Source organism: Shewanella denitrificans OS217 (genome assembly GCF_000013765.1).
GTDB lineage: Bacteria > Pseudomonadota > Gammaproteobacteria > Enterobacterales > Shewanellaceae > Shewanella > Shewanella denitrificans.
This window is the reverse complement of sequence record NC_007954.1, coordinates 4,069,289-4,090,842: the sequence shown is the minus strand read 5'-3', so window position 1 is coordinate 4,090,842 and position 21,554 is coordinate 4,069,289. Positions and strand designations below refer to the sequence as shown.

Below are 21,554 nucleotides of genomic sequence, written 5' to 3'. Positions count from 1 at the left end.
GTTAGCTTTTTTTCAATAAGGCGAGTGCATCTTTCGCTGACAAAGGCTTACTGAGTAAGAAGCCTTGTACTTGATCGCAGCCTTCATTCAATAAAAAGTCCAGCTGTTCCGGAGTTTCAACCCCTTCAGCGATCACGTTGAGATCTAGGCTATGGGCCAAGGCTATGATGGCACTGGTGATAGCGGCATCGTCGGGATCTTCTGTGATATCACGAACAAACTCACGGTCAATTTTTAAGGTGTCTATGGGGAAGCGTTTCAAATAGCTTAAGCTCGAATAGCCAGTGCCGAAGTCATCTATGGCTATGGTTAAGCCTAAGCTCTTAAGCTGGGACAAAATAGCGACAGAATCTTGTGGGTTGCCCATGATCATAGATTCTGTGAGCTCGAGCTCTAAGGCACTGGCTGGCAGACCAGAGACTGCCAGCGCCACTTCTATGGTCGAAATGATGTCTGCTTTAAGTTGCCGAGCGGATAAATTCACCGCGATGGAAACGTCTCTAAAGCCTAGTTCATGCCATTGAGCCAGTTGGTTACAGGCTTGATTAATGGCCCAATGGCCAATCTGGTTAATAAAGCCAGTTTCTTCCGCTAGGGGGATAAATTCAGCGGGTGAAATAAAGCCTAAACTTGGGTTGTTCCATCTTAGTAGAGCTTCAAAGCCAACAATCTTCTTGGTGAAAATATCGTACTTAGGCTGATACACCAAAGATAATTCGTTTTCTTGAATGGCAAGTTTTAAACCGGCTTCCAGCTGCACATGACGAGTCGCATATTGATTTAATTGATCGGTATAGAACTGGAAATTGTTACGGCCAACGGATTTAGCGTGATACATGGCGGTATCGGCATACTTAATTAGCGAACTGACGTCATTGGCATCATCGGGATACAAGCTTATCCCTATGGAAGGCGAGATTGTCAGGTTTTTATCATCGAGTAAAAACGGCTTCTGGAAAGCATTAAGGATTTTCTCAGCCACTAAAGTGACGGCATTCAGCTTAGTTACCCCTTCTAGAATAATGGTAAATTCATCACCACCAAGGCGAGCCACGGTATCACCCTCGCGAACAGCTCTCTGCAACCTATGGGCGACGGCTTTAAGCAATAAGTCGCCGATATGGTGACCCATGGAATCGTTGATATGTTTAAATCTATCCAAGTCGAGGAAGAAGAGGGCGACAATATTTTGGTTTCTGTGAGCCTTAGTAATGGCTTGATCTAGCCTGTCTTGGAACAAGGTACGGTTAGGCAGATGAGTGAGTGGATCGAAATTTGCTAAGATACGTAGGTCTTCTTCGGCTTTCTTACGGGCGGTAATATCGGTAAATACCGCCACGAAATGGCTCGTCTCACCTTTATTGTCTATCACTTGGTTGATTTCAAGCCAGGCGAGAATGCCTTTCTTGTCACGAGTGCGAATTTTCAATTCACCCGCCCAATGCTTATGCTTTAATAGCTGGGTTTCCACTTGATTATAGAAATCTCGTCCTTGGGAGGAAATTGCTAAGAATAAAAAGTGCTTATTTGTGACTTCATCAGGCTCAAATCCTGTGATGCGAGTAAATGCAGGGTTGACTGAGCGGACACGATAATCCAGTTCACCCACCACCACAGCTTCATTCATGCTGTAAAGCACCTGAGAGGACAGTTTTAGCTCATTTTCAATGACTTTACGGCTGGTGATGTCTTTATGAGTGCCCGCCATGCGTATAGGGGCGCCATTGGTATCTTTCTCGACCACTTTACCCCTGTCCAGTAACCAGATCCAACTGCCCACTTCATCTCGAATACGGTATTCGGCCTCGTAGAACTCACTATTACCTGCAATGTGCTCATTAAGTAGCAGTTGCACTTTAGGTCTATCTTCGGGATGGATGCTGTTGATTAGCGTGCTTTTGCTGCGGCTAAGACTTTGAGGGTTACTCATATTGGTGCGAAACACTTGATTGTCTGGAATATTCCAATCCCACATGCCATCGCCTGAGGCCCATAAGGCTAATTTGAGTCGCTCTTCAGAAGCCTTAATGCTGGTCTCAAATTCGTTTTGTTTTTGTTGCTTTTTTTGACGAGAATGTATTGCTTGTAAGATGAAAATACACCCCAGTAAAATATAGATAATATAGGCTAGAGTGGTGCGATAAATCGGCGGAATCACCTCTACAGAAACACTTAGTCTACTTTGGCTGTAGTCATTATGCTCTAGGGCGTGGCGTACTAATAGTTCGTATTTACCCGGTGCTAAATTGGTGTAGGTTATCTCGTTCTTACTGCTACGCTCACGCCACTGGTTATCGACTCCAACAAGGAAGTAACTGAATCGATTTAGCTCAGGGTAATTGAAATTAAGCGCCGATACTTCGAAGCTAACTAGTTGTTTGTCAAATGGCAGTTGAATTGTTGGTGGCTGGTTTAGATCCAGTAGTCGATAGTGTTTATCGCCTAGCACATAGCCAGTTAATGCGAGTTTTATTGCCGGCCTTTGGGCTGGAATTTGACTTGGATTGAACAAGTTGATGCCGTTAATACCACCAAACCATAAGGTGCCATCTGTGTCTTTCCATTTGACTGCGCCATTGAATTCTGATGATTGCAGCCCCTCATATTCATTGAAGGCAGTTAATACCTGTTTACTTGGATTGTAGCGGGCAATACCTGAGTTCGTGCTTAACCATAAGTTAGCTTGTTCATCTTCTAACATGGCATAGGTGGTACGGTTGACTAGATCTGAGTTGGCTTTTATCGATTCAAAGGAAATATCGCCATTAAGATCCAAGATCACCTTATTGGCACCGCCATGGGTAGAGATCCAAAGGTCGCCGTCACGAGTGACTAGAAAATCACGCACCTTATTATCGCTAAGACTATTGGCTTTATTCGGTTGGGCTTGGTAATGAGTAATTTGATGATTTTTGAGATTAAGTCTAATTAGTCCTGTCAAACTGCCTAACCATAAAATGTCGTTATGGTAGAAGACTTTTCTAAAATTGCTCTCTTCAAAGTTTATGTTACCTTGAGGTGCTAACTCATGTATTTTGAGCTTACCGTCTTGTAGTGAGAACAGGTTTTCGGCGCTGACAGCCCACAAGGTACCTTTATTATCTAAGGTGATACTCTGTAATTTAATCTGTTGGTCGGCGAGCGTTTGATCTAAAGGAATGAAGCTGAGTTTTCCCAGGTGCAATTTAGCCAAGCCGTAGTTAGTAGCAAACCAAAGTTGGCCTTGCTTATCTTGTATTATTTCATAAACTGTTAGATTCAAGTGCTCAATCTTGAGGCCTAACGCATCGGCAAACAACTGATTGTGATAGCGTTGTTGACCTTGCTTGATGGATTTAACCCCAGCCCCTTCAGTCCCAATCCAGAAAGTACCCTCAGCGTCCCTGAATAGGGCACGGATCATATTCGCGACCCTCGGCTGGCTGGAATGATAATCATAGAGGTGGTTAAAATAATGCTGATTGATATTGAGTTTATCTATGCCTGAATAGCCAGTACCCAACCAAAGGGTGCCGTCATCATCAAGCAATAATGACTGTATCGTGTTTTCTGTTAGGCTATGCAGTTTACGGGGCTGGTGCTTATGCACTCGGCTCTGCCAGTGTGATTGCTGTATATTGAGTTCGATTAGGCCAGAGTTGGGACCAATAGCCCAAATTTGTTCTGCCGGGCTAACAACAAAGTCTGTGATATGCGCGGCTTTGCCTTGTTGGTCTTTTCTTTCCCAGATAAATTCTTTTTCTTGGGTGGCTAAGTTATAACGCCATATTTGATTGTCTATAGCCATCCACACCGAATAGATGGAGCTGGCATGCGCTCGGTATAAGGTTTGCTCTGATGGTAAATCTAATCTGATGATGCTGTTGTTATCAATGGCAAAGGTGCCACGTTTTTCAGTGCCAACAATAACGTATTTATCATCTATATTGGTCAAGCTAGTGATATGAGGCGCACTATTTTGCCCTAAGGTCACTCGAGTGATGTCGTGAGTGTTTAGTGAGAGTAAAAACAGCCCAGTGCGGGTGCCAATCCAGAGGGTTTCACCTATAATACTCAGGTTCGTTACCCTGAGATCATTAAGGCCGTGGCTCTTGTCAAAACGGGTGAATTTTCTACTGTTAAGGTCGAGCCGATTCAAGCCATTATTTAAGGTCGCGACCCATAATCCGCCGTTAGGTTCTTGAATAATGTCGGTAATAAAGTTACCTGAAATGCTATTGGATTTATTGTTTTGTTTGATAAATAGCTCAAACTCTATGCCGTTATAGCTGTGCAGGCCATCTTGAGTACCAACCCATAACATGCCAGCCTTATCCCTAAATAAGCGGGTAACAGAGTGCTGATTTAAATCATATTTGTCGGTAAAATGTTCAAACTTAACTTCATAATTGAGCTCAGTGTCAGATTGGGCCAACACTGGAAAAGACAGTAAGAAAATTACCAGCCCTTGTATCAATACAAGGGCCAAAATGAGCGGATGAGTGGCAGTAAAGGTAACTCGTAAATTCAATAGACACCTATAAAATGAATGAAGTCGTTTAGTTGAGTACACTTTATACTGCACGGTATTGTATTTGAATTTACTTGTGAGTACAAAACGCTAACCTCTATTTATGCTCGACTGAGCCAGCTTACTGATTTTATTTTTATCTTCTTGTATTAGCTCATGGATTAGTTGATCTTTTTCCTGCCACACTTGATTGAGCCAACGCTGAAACTGGGCCCTGTACTCTGGATTTGAGAAGTATAGTTCAGCATCTACTTGTGGCACATCTAAACACTCCACTCGCATGGTTATTTTACTGATCTTGCCTAGCATCATGGCTTTTAAGGTGTCTTCTGGCGCATCTGGATAAACTAAAGTGAGGTTTAACACTTGTGTAAACTGCTCCCCCATGGCTGAAAGGGTGAAGGCTATGCCGCCAGCTTTGGGTTTAAGCAAATAGCGATAGGGCGATGCCTGTCTCTGATGTTTCTCACGGGTAAAACGGCTACCTTCAACATAATTGATGATAGAGGTGGGCATATGTTTGAATTTTTCGCAGGATTGACGTGTGGTGCGTAAATCCTTGCCTTTAAGCTTAGGGTTTTTCTTTACTTTGGCAGGGCTAGTACGGTCCATAAATGGCATATCTAAGGCCCAACAACCTAAACCTAAGATGGGCACATAAAGCAGTTCTTTTTTTAAGAAGAACTTTAGCATGGGGATGTTGTTGCGCAACAAATAGCTTTGTGCGGCGATATCTAGCCCACTGATATGATTACTGATTAACAAGTACCAGTTTTTGTTATCCAGTTGCTCTAACCCTTTTACGTCCCAGTCAATCTTAGCGATTAAATTAATAATCACCCCATTAAAGAGGGCCCAGCACCACATAAAGTGGTTCATCACATGAGTGATCGCAATCCGGCCTTTAACTGTCGGGATAAACAGCTTTATTATGCCGCCTATGCTAATCAATCCGCCCCATAGAAACGTGCTCAATACAAATAAGCTACCGCTCAATAAGAATAATATTGGCCCAGGTAAAAACGACAACATAGAGCTTATGCCTCTGGATGTTGGCTTGTGCTAGCCAAGTGGGTAATGACGCGATCTTTGTCTTGCCAGATTTGGTTGAGTTTTTCTTGGAAGGCAATCTTAAACTCTCTGTCAGTCATATAATCGCCCTTAAGCTGCTCAGGAATAGGGCTGATTTCCACATGTACTTTCACTTCGTCTAGCTCGCCACAGATATACTGCCAATAGCTGGGGACCTTGTTAGGGTAGTAAATAGTGACGTTGACTAAAGTATGTATGTGATCGCCCATGGCGGATAACGCAAATGCCATGCCACCTGCTTTGGGTTTAAGCAGATGCTGAAACGGTGAATCTTGTTTGGCATGTTTGGTGCTGTTAAAACGTGTGCCTTCGACAAAGTTCATCACACTCACAGGCTTAGTCTTAAATTTCTCGCACGCCTTGCGGGTGATCTCTATGTCTTTGCCCCTAAGTTTTGGGTTTTTCTTCAATTGAGCCGTGGTGTAACGGCGCATAAAGGGGAAATCCAGCGCCCACCAGGCTAAACCTAACAGCGGCACATAGATCAATTCCTGCTTTAAGAAGAATTTTAGAAAAGGAATTTTACGATTAAAGACCCGCTGTAAAATTAAGATATCGACCCAAGATTGATGATTGGCAATCACCATGTACCACTGCTTCTCGCTAAAGTGAGTGTCACCCGTTAATTGAATGTTTACCGGGTGAAAACAGGCTTCAATCACAGTATTGACGCTGATCCAATTAGTGGCGCAATGATCGAGTATATAGCTGCAAAAGCGGTTGGTTAGCGCTATTGGCAAGAGCTTCACTAGGCTAAAGGCAAGTATTGGGGTCACCCAAAAAATGGTATTAATTAGGTAGCAAATGAAGGCTATGTAGCCTTTAATTTTCTGAAACAGCGACATTGAGCCTCCTTAAATGGAGGCTTATGTTACCCGCACTCTGGCTTAGGCTCAATCAACAGTGTGATAAATTACCTTTTTATTGCTGTCTAAGACGAGCGATTAACCTGTCCATGGCCCGATATCCTAGGGCTTGGGCCAGATGCGCCCTGTCGACCTTAGCTTCTTCTTGCAGATCGGCAATGGTGCAAGCCACCCGCTGAATTTTATGAAAACTGCGTACTGAAAGCCCTAAAAGTTGCACGCTTTGCTCAAGAAAAATGAGGTTAGCTTGGTCAAGATTAGCCACTTTTTTCAGTGCTTTTGGACTAAGTTCATTATTGAGTACCCCAGAGCGTTCAAGTTGTTTTTCTCTCGCCTTTCTCACTCTGGCGGCGACGCTGATACTGGTTTCGGCTTGTATGTTCGCTTGACTCAAGGCGCCGCTTGGGAGTTTAGGCACATCTACGGTGAGATCGAACCTATCCAAAAATGGCCCAGATAGCCGCGAAAGGTAACGCTGAATTTGATCTGGCGTCGAGCGGGCTTTATCAACATTACCACAAGGGCTTGGGTTCATGGCGGCAATCAATTGAAAGCGGCTGGCAAAGGTGAGCTTGGCTGCCGCCCTTGATATCACCACTTCACCAGTTTCCATGGGTTCACGCAGACAATCTAATACCCTGCGGGGGAACTCAGGCAATTCATCGAGAAATAAAATACCCCTGTGGGCCAATGAAATCTCCCCAGGCTTAGGCACACTGCCGCCACCCACCAAAGAGATGGCCGAACAGGTATGATGAGGCGAGCGAAAGGGGCGCTGCAGAAAATTGTGGCTTGGAGTGTTCAGCCCAGCGACAGAATGTATTGCCGCCACTTCTATCGCTTCTTGATAGCTCAAGTTGGGCAGTAGAGGGATAATGCGACTCGCTAACATACTCTTTCCCGTCCCAGGCGGTCCCATAAGTAATAGGTTATGCCCGCCAGCGGCGGCAATTTCTAAGCCTTGTTTGGCCTGATATTGGCCGATGACATCACTTAGGCAAAGTTTGGGGTCGACAGCTGACTCAGTTATCCATTGGGTCTGATTATCGACCTTAGGCAGTTGGCCTTGGCCATGTATAAAGGCCGCTAGATGCTGTAAATCGGCAACGAAATGGCATTGCTGGTAACCCACTAATTCGGCTTCATGGCGATTATCCAGCGGCATAAACATAGGATGGCCATCATCCCTCGCGGCTATGATGGCAGGCAGCAGGCCCACACAGGGGCGAACTTGACCGGTTAGTGCTAATTCACCGACAAACTCAGCATCCGCAATGGCTTTCTTGGGAATTTGCTCGGAGGCGGCAAGGATCCCAATGGCGATGGGTAAATCGTAGCGCCCCCCTTGCTTAGGTAAATCTGCTGGGGCTAAATTTACTGTGATGCGCTGCATCGGGAATTCAAACCCTGCATTAATTAGCGCACTGCGCACCCTTTCTTTGGCCTCTTTTACCGAAGCCTCAGGCAAACCCACTAAGCTAAAGCCCGGCAGGCCATTGCTTAAATGCACTTCCACTATGACTTTAGGGGCTTGTACGCCACAGCTTGCACGAGTCATGACACATGCAATTGCCATAACAAATCCTTTTGTTGTTGCTTGAATTACCATTAATAATAGTTGAATAGCAATTGAACTGTTGTTTGAGGCGATTTTTTGAGTTCTAGCTGTAATTGTGAACGAAGTGTAAATTTTAACCCAAACGAACATCTGTCGCTTGTGCAGAGAATTACCGAAATTGGCTCATCAATGTTGAATTCGAGCTTAGATAATGGTGAATCATGGCGTGCAAAGTAAGGTGCTGCAGTGTAGCCCTTAAGCCTGGTAAAGTGCAGTGGGTTAACTTTTCAGGGGAAGGGTAGGAGTTTTAATTTCATTAAGATGTCGCGAAAGGGGGATTCGAAGTTTGCGCTATCGGGTATCGAGACGCATCACAATTTGTAAATTTATTGTGAGCAATGAATGACAATCTGTTTGTAAAGCCAAAATAACTTCAGTATCATAAATTATTAACGGATTGTTTTACTCTTTGCTGGTTACACTCAGCGTATCGCAGAGTGTCGATAGTTCTAGCGTGTAAATAAATTTGATGGAGATATCAGTGAAATACTGTTCACTTAGCCTTGCTTTACTGTGCTTTTACGCAAGCAACTCATTTGCGGCACTCGAAGTCATTACTGCGTTAGAAAAGCAGACTTTCAACACAATCGAACAAGAATACAATATTGATACTTTGCTCATCACAGTCAACGACAGATTCTCCCAACTGAATAAAAAAGCCTATGACATAGAAGGTCTAAAGAAAGGGATTGCTTTAGAGCAACAGCGTTATGATGAGCTTATTGCCGAGTTACCTAGAATTATTCGAGCTAAAACGGCACTTAGCCAAACCTATAAACAAATTGAATCTGCTATAGATGCTGTCGATCAATTAACCAAAAAAATCAAAGATGACAGTGAGCTTCTTAAAGCGGAAAAAATAGACATACTCGCTGAATATGAAGCGGTAAATAAAAAGCGCGCCGATAAAAGCCAGCTTTTATTTAAGCTCAAAACTGATATCACCAACCGCTTACTTGCCGATTTATCCAAGCCTGACAGCACGCTTCCTGTGACCATTAATGGTTCTACTGAATGTTCAAAGTATCAATCAATTGCAGATTGTTTAAAAGAATCTAAAAGTGGCATCTTATCGAGTACTCGTAACGAATCACCATTTTTAAACGAAAAAAGTGTGCTGTTGTCCTATGAAGTAGTAGAAGCCAACATGAATATGAAGGGCGAGCTGACATATAAAGCAACCATGCAGTTTAAGCCTTCTTATAACAATAAAACGGACATTAGATTAAATGAAGAGCTAGGCCTAAAGTCGGCGATGATAACCTTAATCAGTAATGTGCCAGCAGATTGGTATATTAATGGGGTAAAAATCGGCACAGGTAACAAGCTCTCACACGAAATTCCACTGGGTAAGCACGGCATTTTAGCGTCATATAAAAATCAAGATAAGTCCAGTGTGGAAAAAATTGAAGCCAGCGGGACGTTCAATTATAAATTCAATCAGTCAACTTTTACGTCGCCACCCAATAGCATTGCTAATGAGGTTACTGCAACAGCCTCAAAAGGCGTGTTAAAGCCTACAGCACAACAGCAGCCTGCTAAAAAACCTGACGCCACATATACTTTTTTCTCAGATAAAAGCAGCGATAAGTTGGATGATAAAGATCCATCAGCAGAAAAAATTAATGAATTCTTTATGGGTGCCAGTCCAATTGTTAAAAAACAAACGATTGAGATCACTAACGAGCCTATCAATAAGTAACATCTCAGTGGCTGTTGTAGCCTAATCACTTATTTAGCAGCACTGAATAAAGAAAAGCCATATCCGAAGATATGGCTTTTTTGTTAAATTGCTGAGGAGATAATTATGGAAAAGGAAATCCCCGAAATGTTTGCTAGCAATTACCAAGATTGGCAACCCATATACAACTGGGATACTTGTAAAGCAGGGCGAAAAGAATACGGAAAATTTCTTTGCTCATTCCTGACTAGCAGTAAAGATGATTTAGTAGTCAATCTTAATGGTTCGTGGGGCACGGGCAAGACAGAATTACTGCGGCGTTTGTATGTCGAATTAGCAGAACGTCAGCATCCGGTCGTCTACATCAATGCGTGGGAAAGTGATTTTTGTGATGATGCCTTGTCGGTCATTAGTAGCGAGTTTTTAAATCAACTGGAAGTGGCTTTTGGTCATAACGGAGATCCAAAATGGTTATCCAAATTTAACAATTTAAAGCAAAAATTGGGCAAAGCTTTGAAGTTTGGCTCTCTTGGTGCAACGATGAATGGAGAGCCTAATGCTGCAACCCTTTTGGGGGCTACGAGCGCAGCGGTCAACGAACTTCCTGATTTAGCCAGCGCAGCTGTGAGTGACAATAATATTCGGCTCATAGAGAAGATTTCTTCTAATCATGCTAATCGCGTTCAAGCGATGAAAGAGGTTAGAGAGCAAATTTCTGCACTAGCAGATACGATGCAAATGGTCTGTGAGGCTGAGCTTCCGATAGTTGTTCTAGTCGATGAACTCGATCGCTGTAGACCAACCTATGCGATTGAAATGTTAGAAGTGATTAAACATTTTTTCGAAGCCAGAGGCTGCGTATTTCTAGTGGCGACAGACACCGTAGCATTAGAGCATTCTATTAAGGCCGTTTATGGTGCTAGCTTCGAGTCAGAGAAATACTTAAGGCGCTTTTTTGATAGAAGAATTGCCTTGCCTCCGCTATCAATAACTCAGTATCTCAAAGCGAAAGCGCTAGATTTTACTCGATATCAAACTGACCAGTTACGCCTATTCCCATTTACGGCTATTAATGCACAGCTGATTAAGATATTTGCGTTATTGTTTGAAAATGCACAGATGAGCCTCAGAGATGTCGAGCAATCTCTGCAGAAGTGTGTTGCTAGTTTAGAGTACTTACAATCCTTAGGGACTAGGCCACAAATTGTGAATGTCATAGTCTTGATGATGGGATCATTGAGCAGCAATTATCGCCCAAATCGTTTCAGGATAGATCTTCAGATAAAATATTTTCCTATGGAACTGGTTTGAGTCATAGTTCATCAGTGCATGATTTTGATAAACACCAGTTGTCTTTGGTTGTGCAAGGGATAACAACGGTTAGGTTTAATGGTAACTCGTGCGGCTATCCTTGTGAGCCGAATGAAACGACTTTGTTGATTCAGCATAATGACTATTCTAATAATACTTCTTTTAGAGAATATGAACTATTAAATGATATTAATGGTTTAATTGAATTTTATTGGGATGAAAATGTTAAATATTTCCTCTGGGATGACTACAAGAGAATCATTGAATTATCAGGTTATATTGAGTAATGCGTAAGGACTAGTATGGCTCAAGGCTTGATGTCTGACAGGCAACACAGAGGCTAATGGACGTGTAATGGTGATTTACGAGCCGACCGTCCGCCCCATGGACGGGGCGGTCGAGCTATAGGGACATACTTGCGCGTGTCGGGGAGTGAATGCCATTTTGTGGCCGTACTGTAGTCTCCTAGTCTGCATCATCTAGCCCATTGCAGTGGCCTAACTTGTGAGCGAGGGCGCTAACTTTTGCTAGGCGGTCTTAAAGCGCTCGAGTATAATTGCGCCGTTTTTAATCAACTCAGTCAGTTTATACCGGCGGCGTTGATAAGCTAAAATTGAACTAGCCCCCCCAAAAAGTGCATTGTCCTAAGCCGTTAGGTCGACACTATTATATTTTCTATTCCCTCTGGGGAGTGGATGCAGGTGTATCATGAGTGTTACAGATAGTTTTTTGATTATTCTAGTGTTAATTGGAATAAGTTGTTTCTTTTCCATGTCAGAAATTGCCCTCGCGGCTTCCCGTAAAATTCGCCTGCAGCAGATGGCTGATGAAGGTGATATCCGCGCCGATAAAGTCCTTAAATTACAGTTGCATCCCGGCAGTTTTTTTACTGTGGTGCAAATCGGTCTTAATGCCGTGGCCATCATGGGCGGTATCGTGGGCGAAGCCGCCTTCAGACCGTATTTCTACGACTTGCTCGCGCCTTGGCTTAGCCAAGATTGGCTTGGGCAAACCAGCTTTGTGATGTCATTCGTGTTCGTTACCGCGCTGTTTATTCTGTTCGCCGATTTAATGCCTAAGCGAATTTCCATGGTGATCCCAGAACAAGTGGCGGTCACTTTAGTGACGCCCATCATCTTCTGTATCACTTTTTTAAAACCCTTAGTGTGGTTTTTCAATGGCATGGCAAATCTCATCTTCAAATTGTTACAAGTGCCGACGGCCCGTAACGACCAAGTCACCCATGATGATATTTATGCCGTGATGAGTGCAGGCACAGAAGCTGGGGTGCTCGATAAGGGCGGCCAGCAGATGATGGAGAATGTGTTTGAAATGCAGTCTGTATCTGTGACCTCAGCCATGACTGCCCGCGAAAGTTTGGTTTACTTCTTAATGCAAGATAATGAAGAAGAGATCAAGCGTAAAATTACCGCCGATCCCCACAATAAATTCCTCGTCTGTGATGGTCAGTTAGATATGATCAAAGGCTATGTGGATGCGAAAGAGCTGCTGCTGAAGGTGATTAATGGTGAGAAAATCACCCTGATGAATGATTCCTTAGTGCACAACTGTTTAATTATTCCTGATACATTAAGTCTTTCAGAATCAATGGACTACTTTAAAAGTAATCGAGCGGACTTTGCCGTGGTGATGAACGAATACGCCCTAGTGGTAGGCATAGTGACCACCAATGACTTGCAAAGTGCGGTTATGGGCGCTTGGTCGCTGCACGAAAGTGAAGAGCAAATCGTCGCTAGGGATAATAATTCTTGGCTGGTAGACGGCGTGACCCCCATTACCGATGTGATGCGCGCCTTTGGCATTGAAGAATTCCCTCAGAATCAGAACTATGAAACTATCGCCGGCTTTATGATGTACATGCTAAGAAAAATTCCTAAGCGTACTGATTTTGTTAACTTTGCCGGCTTTAAGTTTGAGGTGGTGGATATCGACTCCTACAAGGTGGATCAACTGCTGGTAACCCGTATTACCGACGCCGAGCCGGAAGAAGAATAGCCTTCAGATTTATTCTATTGCCCAGCTTGCTAAAAACGCCTTGAGGACAGCTTCTTCAAGGCGTTTTTTCTTGCAGCAAAAACCTAACTCAAAAGCTGGAATGGTGATAGGTGAAGCCAGCATTTGAATGCGATCGCGCACTGGGCTGTTATTAATCACCACCTCTGGGCTAATCGCGACCCCGCAGCCTAAAGCCACCATGGAGGCTATGGCTTCTTGGCCGGCCACTTGGGCATAAATATTGGGTTTAAATCCCATTGCTTTAAACCAGTTATCGGCCCTTTGGCGCCCTGGGCCATGCTCTGGCACGATATAAGGCAGGTCTTGCCAAGCAATGTTTGCTTGGCTAATAGCCTGCTGCACTGGGCAAGTTATGGTGGGCACGATTAAGCTCAAGGGCACCTTATCGATGGCGGTGAAAAACAGGCTGCTAGCGAGGTTATCCGGCAGGGCTATGATGGCAATATCGGCGCGATTGCGATTAAGCTCATTCACGGCATTGGCAGCATCGCCGGTGGCGAGTTTGATATCCACATTGGGGTGAATGCTTCGAAAGCGGTCCAGCAGTTTAGGCAAATGGCTGTAAGCGGCGGTGACCGAGCAATACAAGCTTAACTGGCCATGAAGTTGAGCTTGTTGTGGATCAACCTTGCCCTTAAGGCTGAGCCATTGGCTTAAGGTGTGCTCGGCAAATAATTTAAACTCTTTGCCTGCATGAGTTAATGCCACACTGCGATTATCGCGTTCAAAAAGTTTACCGCCCACTTCATCTTCTAGGCGTTGCAAGGTACGGCTCAAGGTCGAAGGGCTCATGTGCATCTGCTCTGCTGTCTTAGCAAAGTGCAGACTGTCACATAAATGCAGGTAGAGTTTTAGACTGCGAATATCCATCGATGATCATTCCAAACAAGGTGATAGATTTCATTTTGCCTATGATTGCAAAAAACGCAACATCAAATTCCTTTTATATCATTTTAAGCAATAACAAGCTTGGGCTATAGTCAGAACATAAGCTGAGTGATTGGTTTCAACCTGTGGAGTTATCACTAGGGTAATAAACACTCGGCGCCCAGTTTTTTAAGCTGGCCCTAGGGGCAAGTTTGAATGAGTCGCTTTGATTAGAGGAAGACGCAGATGGCTAACTATTTCAATTCACTAAATTTACGTCAACAATTGGCGCAATTGGCACAGTGCCGCTTTATGGACCAAGGCGAGTTCGCCCAAGGCTGTGAGCACCTTAAAGGTTGGAATATTGTCATCTTAGGCTGCGGCGCGCAGGGGCTAAATCAAGGCCTAAACATGCGTGACTCAGGCCTCAATATCGCCTTTGCCTTACGCAGTGCCGCCATAAGTGAAAGGCGCGCCTCATGGCAAAAAGCCACGGATAACGGCTTTAGAGTCGGCACCTTCGAAGCGCTTATTCCCGATGCGGACTTGGTGCTAAACCTTACCCCAGACAAGCAGCATTCGAACGTGGTTAACACCATAATGCCCCTGATGAAGCAGGGCGCGACCTTGTCCTATTCCCATGGCTTTAATATTGTCGAAGAAGGCATGCAAGTACGCAAAGATTTAACTGTGATCATGGTGGCACCTAAGTGCCCAGGCACCGAAGTCCGTGAAGAATACAAACGCGGCTTTGGTGTGCCAACCTTAATCGCTGTGCACCCAGAGAACGATCCTAATGGTGATGGTCTAGTGATAGCTAAGGCTTATGCCAGCGCCACCGGCGGTGACAGAGCTGGGGTGTTATTGTCATCCTTTGTGGCGGAAGTAAAATCTGATCTAATGGGCGAGCAAACTATTTTGTGCGGCATGCTGCAAACTGGCGCCATCTTAGGTTATGAAAAAATGGTCAGCGACGGCGTTGAACCTGGTTTCGCGGCTAAGCTTATTCAGCAAGGCTGGGAGACAGTCACAGAAGCGTTAAAACATGGCGGCATCACCCACATGATGGACAGGTTATCAAACCCGGCCAAAATCAAAGCCTTCGATACCGCAGAAGAATTAAAAGTGCTACTTAAGCCATTATTTGAAAAGCACATGGATGACATCATCAGTGGTGAGTTTTCTCGCAACATGATGGCCGATTGGGCCAATGATGATGCCAACTTACTGCGCTGGCGCGCCGAAACATCGGACACAGGTTTTGAGAATGCCCCTAAGAGCCAAGAACCCATAGATGAGCAAGATTACTTTGATAAAGGCATCTTCTTGGTGGCCATGATAAAAGCCGGCGTTGAGCTAGCCTTCGATACCATGGTGGCCGCAGGCATAGTGGAAGAGTCGGCCTATTATGAATCGCTGCACGAGACTCCGCTAATCGCCAATACCATAGCGCGCAAACGCTTGTATGAGATGAATGTGGTGATTTCAGATACCGCCGAATATGGCTGTTATCTATTTAATCATGCAGCAGTGCCGCTACTTAAGGATTACGTGAATGCCATGCCAGCTGAGCTGTTGGGTAAAGGCTTAGGTAATATAAGTAATAAGGTTGATAATCAAAAGCTTATACAAGTCAATCAGGCGGTGCGCCACACAGGTGTTGAGCAGGTCGGCGCTAAGCTTCGTGGCTATATGACCCAAATGAAAGACATAGCGGCGAGCTAATAATCACAGGGGAAATGGCATTAACTGGGTTAATTTGTGAATATGTGTTGCCTTTTAAAAACAGAATGTGGTATCCCTATAGGACAGTTTTTAGCAGCCCATTTTAGACGCAAGTTTTCTTTGGCTATGTTAACCGCCCCATAGGGTAAACAAACTAAACCCATTTTAGGACACCATTATTTAATGTTGAACCAAGTCAGCGCCATTATCCTCGTGATTATTACCGTAGTGATTATTAAGTCACAGCGGGGGTGGCGTTTGGCAATAAAAATGATCTAAAAAATCAAACATTGCAAAAACCCCCGCTCCGAAAGGACCGGGGGTTTTTTCGTTTTACGAGTTATAAAACCTAAGCTGATGACAACAAAGAGATAAACATTATGGAAACAGGGCATAAATTAAGAGGGGCAGACGCAGTGATCAAAGTATTGGCTGCCCATGGCGTAACCACGGTATTTGGCTACCCGGGTGGCGCAATTATGCCAATTTATGATGCCCTCTATGGCGGTGGTGTGGAGCACCTCTTGAGTCGTCACGAGCAAGGCGCCGCCTTTGCCGCTTTAGGCTATGCCAGAGCCAGCGGTAAAACTGGGGTGTGCTTTGCAACCTCAGGCCCAGGTGCCACAAATCTTGTGACTTCTTTGGCCGATGCCTTGCTTGATTCTGTGCCCATGGTGGCCATCACAGGGCAAGTGTCTACCGCTGTGATTGGCACAGATGCTTTTCAAGAAGTGGACGTTTTAGGCATGTCGCTTTCCTGCACTAAGCACAGTTTTATGGTCACAAAAATTGAAGATTTAATCCCTACCTTGTATCAGGCCTTTGAAATCGCCGCCTCGGGTCGCCCAGGCCCAGTGCTGGTGGATATCCCAAAGGACATACAAATCGCCGAGCTTGAATATAAAACCCCGTTACTTGCGGTGACCCCAGAGCCCAAAGCCGCTCAAGTCGATATCGATGCCGCCCGCGCATTATTGGCGGCAGCCCAAAAGCCCATCTTGTATGTGGGCGGCGGCGTAGGCATGGCTGGTGCGGTTGAGCCGTTACGAGATTTTATCAAGGCCACGGGCCTGCCTTCGGTAGCCACCTTAAAAGGTCTTGGGGCCATCAGCCACGACACCCCAGGCTACCTTGGTATGTTGGGCATGCATGGCACCAAAGCCGCCAATCTTGCGGTGCAAGAATGTGACTTGCTGGTGGTAGTGGGTGCTCGTTTCGATGATAGAGTCACAGGCCGTTTGGCAAGCTTTGCCTGTAATGCCAAGGTGATACATTTAGATATCGATGCCGCCGAGCTTGGCAAGTTACGTCAAGCCGAAGTTGCCATCGCTGGGGATTTACGTGAAGTGTTGCCAGCGTTATCGCAATCTTTGAGTATCAGCCCCTGGCAGCAGAGCGTGTATGAACTTGATCGCAGCCACCGATGGGACTATGAGCACCCAGGAGATCTTATCTACGCCCCTGCTATGCTGCGCCGCTTGGCGAATTTATTACCCGAAAACAGCGTGGTCAGCTGTGATGTAGGCCAGCATCAAATGTGGGTGGCTCAGCACATGTGGTTTCGCCGCCCTGAAGATCATCTCTCTAGTGCAGGCCTTGGCACCATGGGCTTTGGTTTACCCGCCGCCATCGGCGCGCAGGTGGCACGGCCCAATGCCACTGTGGTTGCCGTGTCTGGGGATGGCTCCTTTATGATGAATGTGCAGGAGCTCACCACCATTAAGCGTCGCAAACTGCCGGTAAAAATACTGCTGATAGATAATCAAAAGCTTGGCATGGTGAAGCAGTGGCAGCAGCTATTCTTTGAAGAAAGGTACAGCGAAACGGATTTATCGGATAACCCAGATTTTGTGCTCATGGCCTCAGCCTTCGATATCCCGGGGCGCAATATTCGCCATGCCGATGAAGTGGAGCAAGGGCTACAGGATTTACTCAATGCTAAAGGGCCTTATTTGCTGCATGTCTCAATCGATGACAGCTTTAATGTTTGGCCGCTAGTGCCACCGGGTGCGAGTAATAGCGATATGATGGAACAAATGGAGAAGCAAACATGAAGCATGCACTGGAACTAACCTTACAACCTAGCCCCGAAGTGCTTGAGCGGGTGCTACGAGTTATGCGCCACCGCGGTTTTAGCGTGACGAATATGCAGATGAAAACGAATGAAGATGCCAGCATAGTATTAGCGGTGGAAGTGGAAACCGAGCGCGCCATTGAGCTATTAAGCAATCAATTAGACAAGCTCTATGATGTAGCCGAGTGCCGCCTAATGCCAGCGCCTTTTGCGCTTAATTCGGCAGTAGCCACACAGGCCTTAGCGGCTAACGCTTAAGTGCTATTTTTGCTTTATAACGCTATTTAAATTAATAAACTAGCTATTTAAATTAGCTATTTTTATTCACTGATGAAATACATTTTAAAAGGATCTCACCATGCCAAAGTTACGCTCAGCAACCAGCACAGAAGGCCGCAACATGGCAGGCGCTCGTGCCCTATGGCGAGCCACAGGCATGAAAGATAACGACTTTGGCAAGCCCATTATCGCCATTGCCAATTCTTATACTCAGTTTGTCCCAGGGCATGTGCATTTAAAAGACATGGGCGACTTAGTGGCAAGCGCTATCGCAGAAGCGGGCGGTATCTCTAAAGAGTTCAACACTATAGCCGTCGATGATGGCATCGCCATGGGCCATGGCGGCATGCTTTATAGCTTGCCGTCACGTGAGTTAATAGCCGACAGCGTCGAGTACATGGTCAATGCTCACTGCGCCGATGCTTTAGTGTGTATCTCTAACTGCGACAAAATCACCCCTGGGATGTTAATGGCCGCATTAAGGCTAAATATTCCTGTGGTGTTTGTCTCTGGCGGGCCGATGGAAGCGGGTAAAACTAAGCTTTCCGATAAAATCATTAAGCTCGATTTAGTCGATGCCATGGTCGCCGCCGCCGATAGCAGCGTAAGTGAAGAAGACAGCGCCAAGATTGAGCGTAGCGCCTGCCCAACTTGTGGTTCTTGCTCTGGCATGTTTACTGCTAACTCGATGAACTGTCTAACCGAAGCGCTAGGGTTATCTTTGCCCGGTAACGGCTCCATGTTAGCTACCCACAGCGATCGCCGCGAACTGTTTTTAGAGGCGGGTCGCAGGGTGATGGCGTTAACCAAACGTTATTATCATGATGACGATGAAACGGCACTGCCGCGCAATATCGCAAGCTTCAAGGCGTTCGAGAATGCCACGGCGCTGGATATCGCCATGGGTGGCTCGTCCAATACCGTGTTGCATTTATTGGCAGCCGCTCAAGAGGCTGAAGTGGATTTCACCATGGCGGACATTGACAGAATATCTCGCAAAGTGCCGCATCTGTGTAAAGTCGCCCCTTCGACGCCTAAATATCACATGGAAGATGTCCACCGCGCTGGCGGGGTGATGAGCATTCTAGGGGAGTTAGATAGAGCTGATCTGTTGCATACAGATGTGCCCCATGTGGCAGCTGACAGTGGCGAGAATTTATCCCATGTATTGGCGCGTTACGATCTAGTGCAAACCCAAGATGAAAACGTGAGGCGTTTCTTTAGTGCAGGCCCTGCTGGTATTCCTACCACCAAAGCCTTTAGTCAGAGCTGTCGCTGGCCGAGTGTCGATGATGACAGGCAAAATGGTTGTATTCGCAGCCGTGAATTTGCCTTCAGTCAAGAGGGCGGCCTTGCTGTGCTATCGGGCAATATCGCCCCTAAGGGCTGTATCGTCAAAACCGCTGGCGTGGATGAAGATAATCTCACTTTTGTGGGCCGCGCCCGCGTTTATGAGAGCCAAGATGATGCGGTGGCAGGGATTTTAGGCGGTGAAGTGGTGGCTGGGGATGTGGTGGTTATTCGCTATGAAGGCCCTAAAGGTGGCCCCGGCATGCAAGAGATGCTCTATCCCACCTCTTATTTAAAGTCTCGCGGCCTTGGCGCTCAATGTGCCTTGATCACAGATGGGCGTTTTTCGGGGGGCACCTCGGGCTTATCTATTGGCCACGTGTCACCAGAAGCCGCGTCGGGGGGCGCTATCGCGCTTATCGAACAAGGCGATGAAATCGTCATTGATATCCCAGCGCGCACCATAGTGCTGAATGTCAGTGATAGTGAACTTGAAGCGCGCCGCCAAGCCATGGACGCCAAAGGCGTACTCGGGTGGAAGCCGCTTAATCGCCAGCGTTATGTGTCGTTAGCCTTGAAAGCTTACGCCCTATTGGCAACCAGCGCCGACATGGGTGCAGTGCGAGACCGCACTCTGTTGGAGGGTTAGCATGTTGGCATTAGCATCAGAAACCCAGCGGGATTTAGCCCAGTATTATTTACAGAAAATCTTGCTGTCATCCGTGTACGACATCGCTAAAGTAACACCGCTCACTAGCCTTAATAAGCTGTCGGCGCGCTTGGGCTGTCAGGTGTTTTTAAAGCGCGAAGACATGCAGCCGGTGCATTCTTTTAAGCTGCGCGGTGCTTACAATCGCATTGCTGAGCTGACTTCGGATGAATGTCAGCGGGGTGTGGTGTGCGCTTCTGCGGGTAATCATGCCCAAGGGGTGGCGATGTCGGCGGCAAGTCGCGGCATAGATGCGATTATCGTTATGCCAAGTACCACCCCAGATATCAAAATCGATGCCGTGAAACGCCTCGGCGGTAATGTGCACCTTTATGGCCAAGGTTTTGATCAGGCGAATGAATATGCCATGGGGTTGGCTAAGACTCAGGGGCGAGTTTATATCGCGCCCTTCGATGATGAAGCTGTGATCGCAGGCCAAGGTACTATCGCCCAAGAGATGCTACAGCAGCAGCGAGACATTGAAAGGGTCTACGTTCCTGTAGGCGGTGGCGGTTTAATCGCTGGCATCGCCGCTTATTACAAGGCCGTGATGCCGCAGGTGAAAATTATCGGCGTAGAGCCAGAAGATGCCGCCTGCTTAAAGGCGGCACTGTTAGCGGGTGAGCCTGTGACTCTATCCCAGGTGGGGTTATTTGCCGATGGCGTGGCGGTCAAGCGCATTGGCGCTGAGCCTTTTCGACTCGCCAAAGAATACGTCGATGAAGTGGTAACCGTAAGCTCAGATGAAATCTGCGCCGCCATCAAGGATATTTTTGAAGACACCCGCGCTATTGCTGAGCCCGCCGGGGCGCTAGCATTGGCAGGGCTTAAGAAACACCTTGGAAAAACAGGCAAGGGCGAGAAAGTGGCGGCTATTTTAAGTGGCGCTAATGTGAATTTTCATAGCCTGCGTTATGTGTCTGAGCGCTGCGAACTAGGCGAGCAAAAAGAGGCGATTCTTGCGGTCAAGGTCCCAGAAAAATCCGGCAGTTTTCTGCGATTTTGCGAGCTGTTAAATAAGCGGGTGATGACAGAGTTTAACTACCGCTTTAGTGGTCGCGACCAAGCCGTGGTGTTTGCGGGTATTCGCTTAAGCAATGGCGCCGAGGAGCTGGCAGAGATTATCGCGACCCTTGAGTCTCAAGGGTTTGAAGTGCAAGATTTATCACAAGATGAAACCGCAAAACTGCATGTGCGCTACATGGTGGGCGGCAGACCGCCAGAGCCTCTGCAAGAGCGGTTATTTAGCTTCGAGTTTCCAGAGCACCCCGGCGCCTTACTTAAGTTTTTAACCACATTGCAAAGCCAGTGGAACATCAGTTTGTTTCATTATCGCAACCACGGCGCCGCATTTGGACGAGTATTAGCAGGTTTTGAAGTACCAGCCAGCGATGCCTTACCCTTTGCGCGCTTTTTAACTGAACTTGGCTTTGTCTATCAAGAAGAAACCCACAGCCCAGCGTACCAGCTGTTTTTGAATACGCCTGCAGTGTAG

14 protein-coding genes are annotated in these 21,554 nt (G+C 46.1%); 9 read left to right on the top strand and 5 right to left on the bottom strand.

Annotated elements, in window-relative coordinates:
* Nucleotide 1 precedes the first annotated feature (1 nt).
* The 4 genes from SDEN_RS17780 to SDEN_RS17765 form a co-directional block, all read right to left on the bottom strand.
* On the bottom strand, nucleotides 2–4,510 hold the full coding sequence (locus SDEN_RS17780) for an EAL domain-containing protein (RefSeq protein ID WP_011497841.1): 4,509 nt from the start codon (nucleotides 4,508–4,510) through the stop codon (nucleotides 2–4).
* Nucleotides 4,511–4,600: 90 nt separating this feature from the next.
* On the bottom strand, nucleotides 4,601–5,542 hold the full coding sequence (locus tag SDEN_RS17775; RefSeq protein ID WP_011497840.1) for an acyltransferase: 942 nt from the start codon (nucleotides 5,540–5,542) through the stop codon (nucleotides 4,601–4,603).
* Between the two features lie 5 nt (nucleotides 5,543–5,547).
* Nucleotides 5,548–6,447, bottom strand: coding sequence for an acyltransferase (locus SDEN_RS17770; protein WP_011497839.1), 900 nt, complete (start codon nucleotides 6,445–6,447; stop codon nucleotides 5,548–5,550).
* A gap of 76 nt (nucleotides 6,448–6,523) precedes the next feature.
* A complete protein-coding gene (locus SDEN_RS17765; RefSeq protein ID WP_011497838.1) occupies nucleotides 6,524–8,044 on the bottom strand; it encodes a YifB family Mg chelatase-like AAA ATPase in 1,521 nt (506 codons plus the stop codon).
* A 523-nt stretch (nucleotides 8,045–8,567) separates the two neighbouring features.
* Here SDEN_RS17765 and SDEN_RS17760 point away from each other — a divergent pair.
* From SDEN_RS17760 to SDEN_RS17745, 4 genes are all read left to right on the top strand, one after another.
* Nucleotides 8,568–9,788, top strand: a complete 1,221-nt coding sequence (locus tag SDEN_RS17760) for a hypothetical protein (RefSeq protein WP_011497837.1) — start codon at nucleotides 8,568–8,570, stop codon at nucleotides 9,786–9,788.
* Nucleotides 9,789–9,893: 105 nt separating this feature from the next.
* The gene (locus tag SDEN_RS17755) at nucleotides 9,894–11,078 is read left to right on the top strand and encodes a KAP family P-loop NTPase fold protein (RefSeq protein ID WP_011497836.1); all 1,185 of its coding nucleotides are present in this window, start codon (nucleotides 9,894–9,896) and stop codon (nucleotides 11,076–11,078) included.
* Nucleotides 11,075–11,365: a hypothetical protein gene (locus SDEN_RS20895; RefSeq protein ID WP_011497835.1), complete on the top strand. Its 291-nt coding sequence runs from the start codon at nucleotides 11,075–11,077 to the stop codon at nucleotides 11,363–11,365. Before SDEN_RS17755 ends, SDEN_RS20895 begins: the two co-directional genes overlap by 4 nt.
* Before the next feature lie 421 nt (nucleotides 11,366–11,786).
* The gene (locus tag SDEN_RS17745) at nucleotides 11,787–13,094 is read left to right on the top strand and encodes a hemolysin family protein (RefSeq protein ID WP_011497834.1); all 1,308 of its coding nucleotides are present in this window, start codon (nucleotides 11,787–11,789) and stop codon (nucleotides 13,092–13,094) included.
* 9 nt (nucleotides 13,095–13,103) lie between these two features.
* Here the strand turns inward: SDEN_RS17745 and ilvY are convergent, their stop codons facing one another.
* Nucleotides 13,104–13,985, bottom strand: coding sequence for an HTH-type transcriptional activator IlvY (gene ilvY / locus SDEN_RS17740; RefSeq protein ID WP_011497833.1), 882 nt, complete (start codon nucleotides 13,983–13,985; stop codon nucleotides 13,104–13,106).
* Between the two features lie 243 nt (nucleotides 13,986–14,228).
* Between ilvY and ilvC the strand changes: the two genes are divergently transcribed.
* From ilvC to ilvA, 5 genes are all read left to right on the top strand, one after another.
* Nucleotides 14,229–15,707 (top strand): ketol-acid reductoisomerase, encoded by a 1,479-nt coding sequence (ilvC, locus tag SDEN_RS17735; RefSeq protein ID WP_011497832.1) that lies wholly within the window; start codon nucleotides 14,229–14,231, stop codon nucleotides 15,705–15,707.
* Between the two features lie 380 nt (nucleotides 15,708–16,087).
* Nucleotides 16,088–17,761 carry an acetolactate synthase 2 catalytic subunit gene (gene ilvG / locus SDEN_RS17730; RefSeq protein ID WP_011497831.1) on the top strand — a complete coding sequence of 558 codons (1,674 nt, stop codon included), beginning with the start codon at nucleotides 16,088–16,090 and terminating at the stop codon, nucleotides 17,759–17,761.
* Nucleotides 17,758–18,039, top strand: coding sequence for an acetolactate synthase 2 small subunit (gene ilvM / locus SDEN_RS17725; RefSeq protein WP_011497830.1), 282 nt, complete (start codon nucleotides 17,758–17,760; stop codon nucleotides 18,037–18,039). Before ilvG ends, ilvM begins: the two co-directional genes overlap by 4 nt.
* A gap of 100 nt (nucleotides 18,040–18,139) precedes the next feature.
* On the top strand, nucleotides 18,140–19,999 hold the full coding sequence (ilvD, locus tag SDEN_RS17720; protein WP_011497829.1) for a dihydroxy-acid dehydratase: 1,860 nt from the start codon (nucleotides 18,140–18,142) through the stop codon (nucleotides 19,997–19,999).
* 1 nt (nucleotide 20,000) lies between these two features.
* Complete coding sequence (ilvA, locus tag SDEN_RS17715; protein WP_011497828.1) at nucleotides 20,001–21,554, top strand: threonine ammonia-lyase, biosynthetic; 1,554 nt, start codon at nucleotides 20,001–20,003, stop codon at nucleotides 21,552–21,554.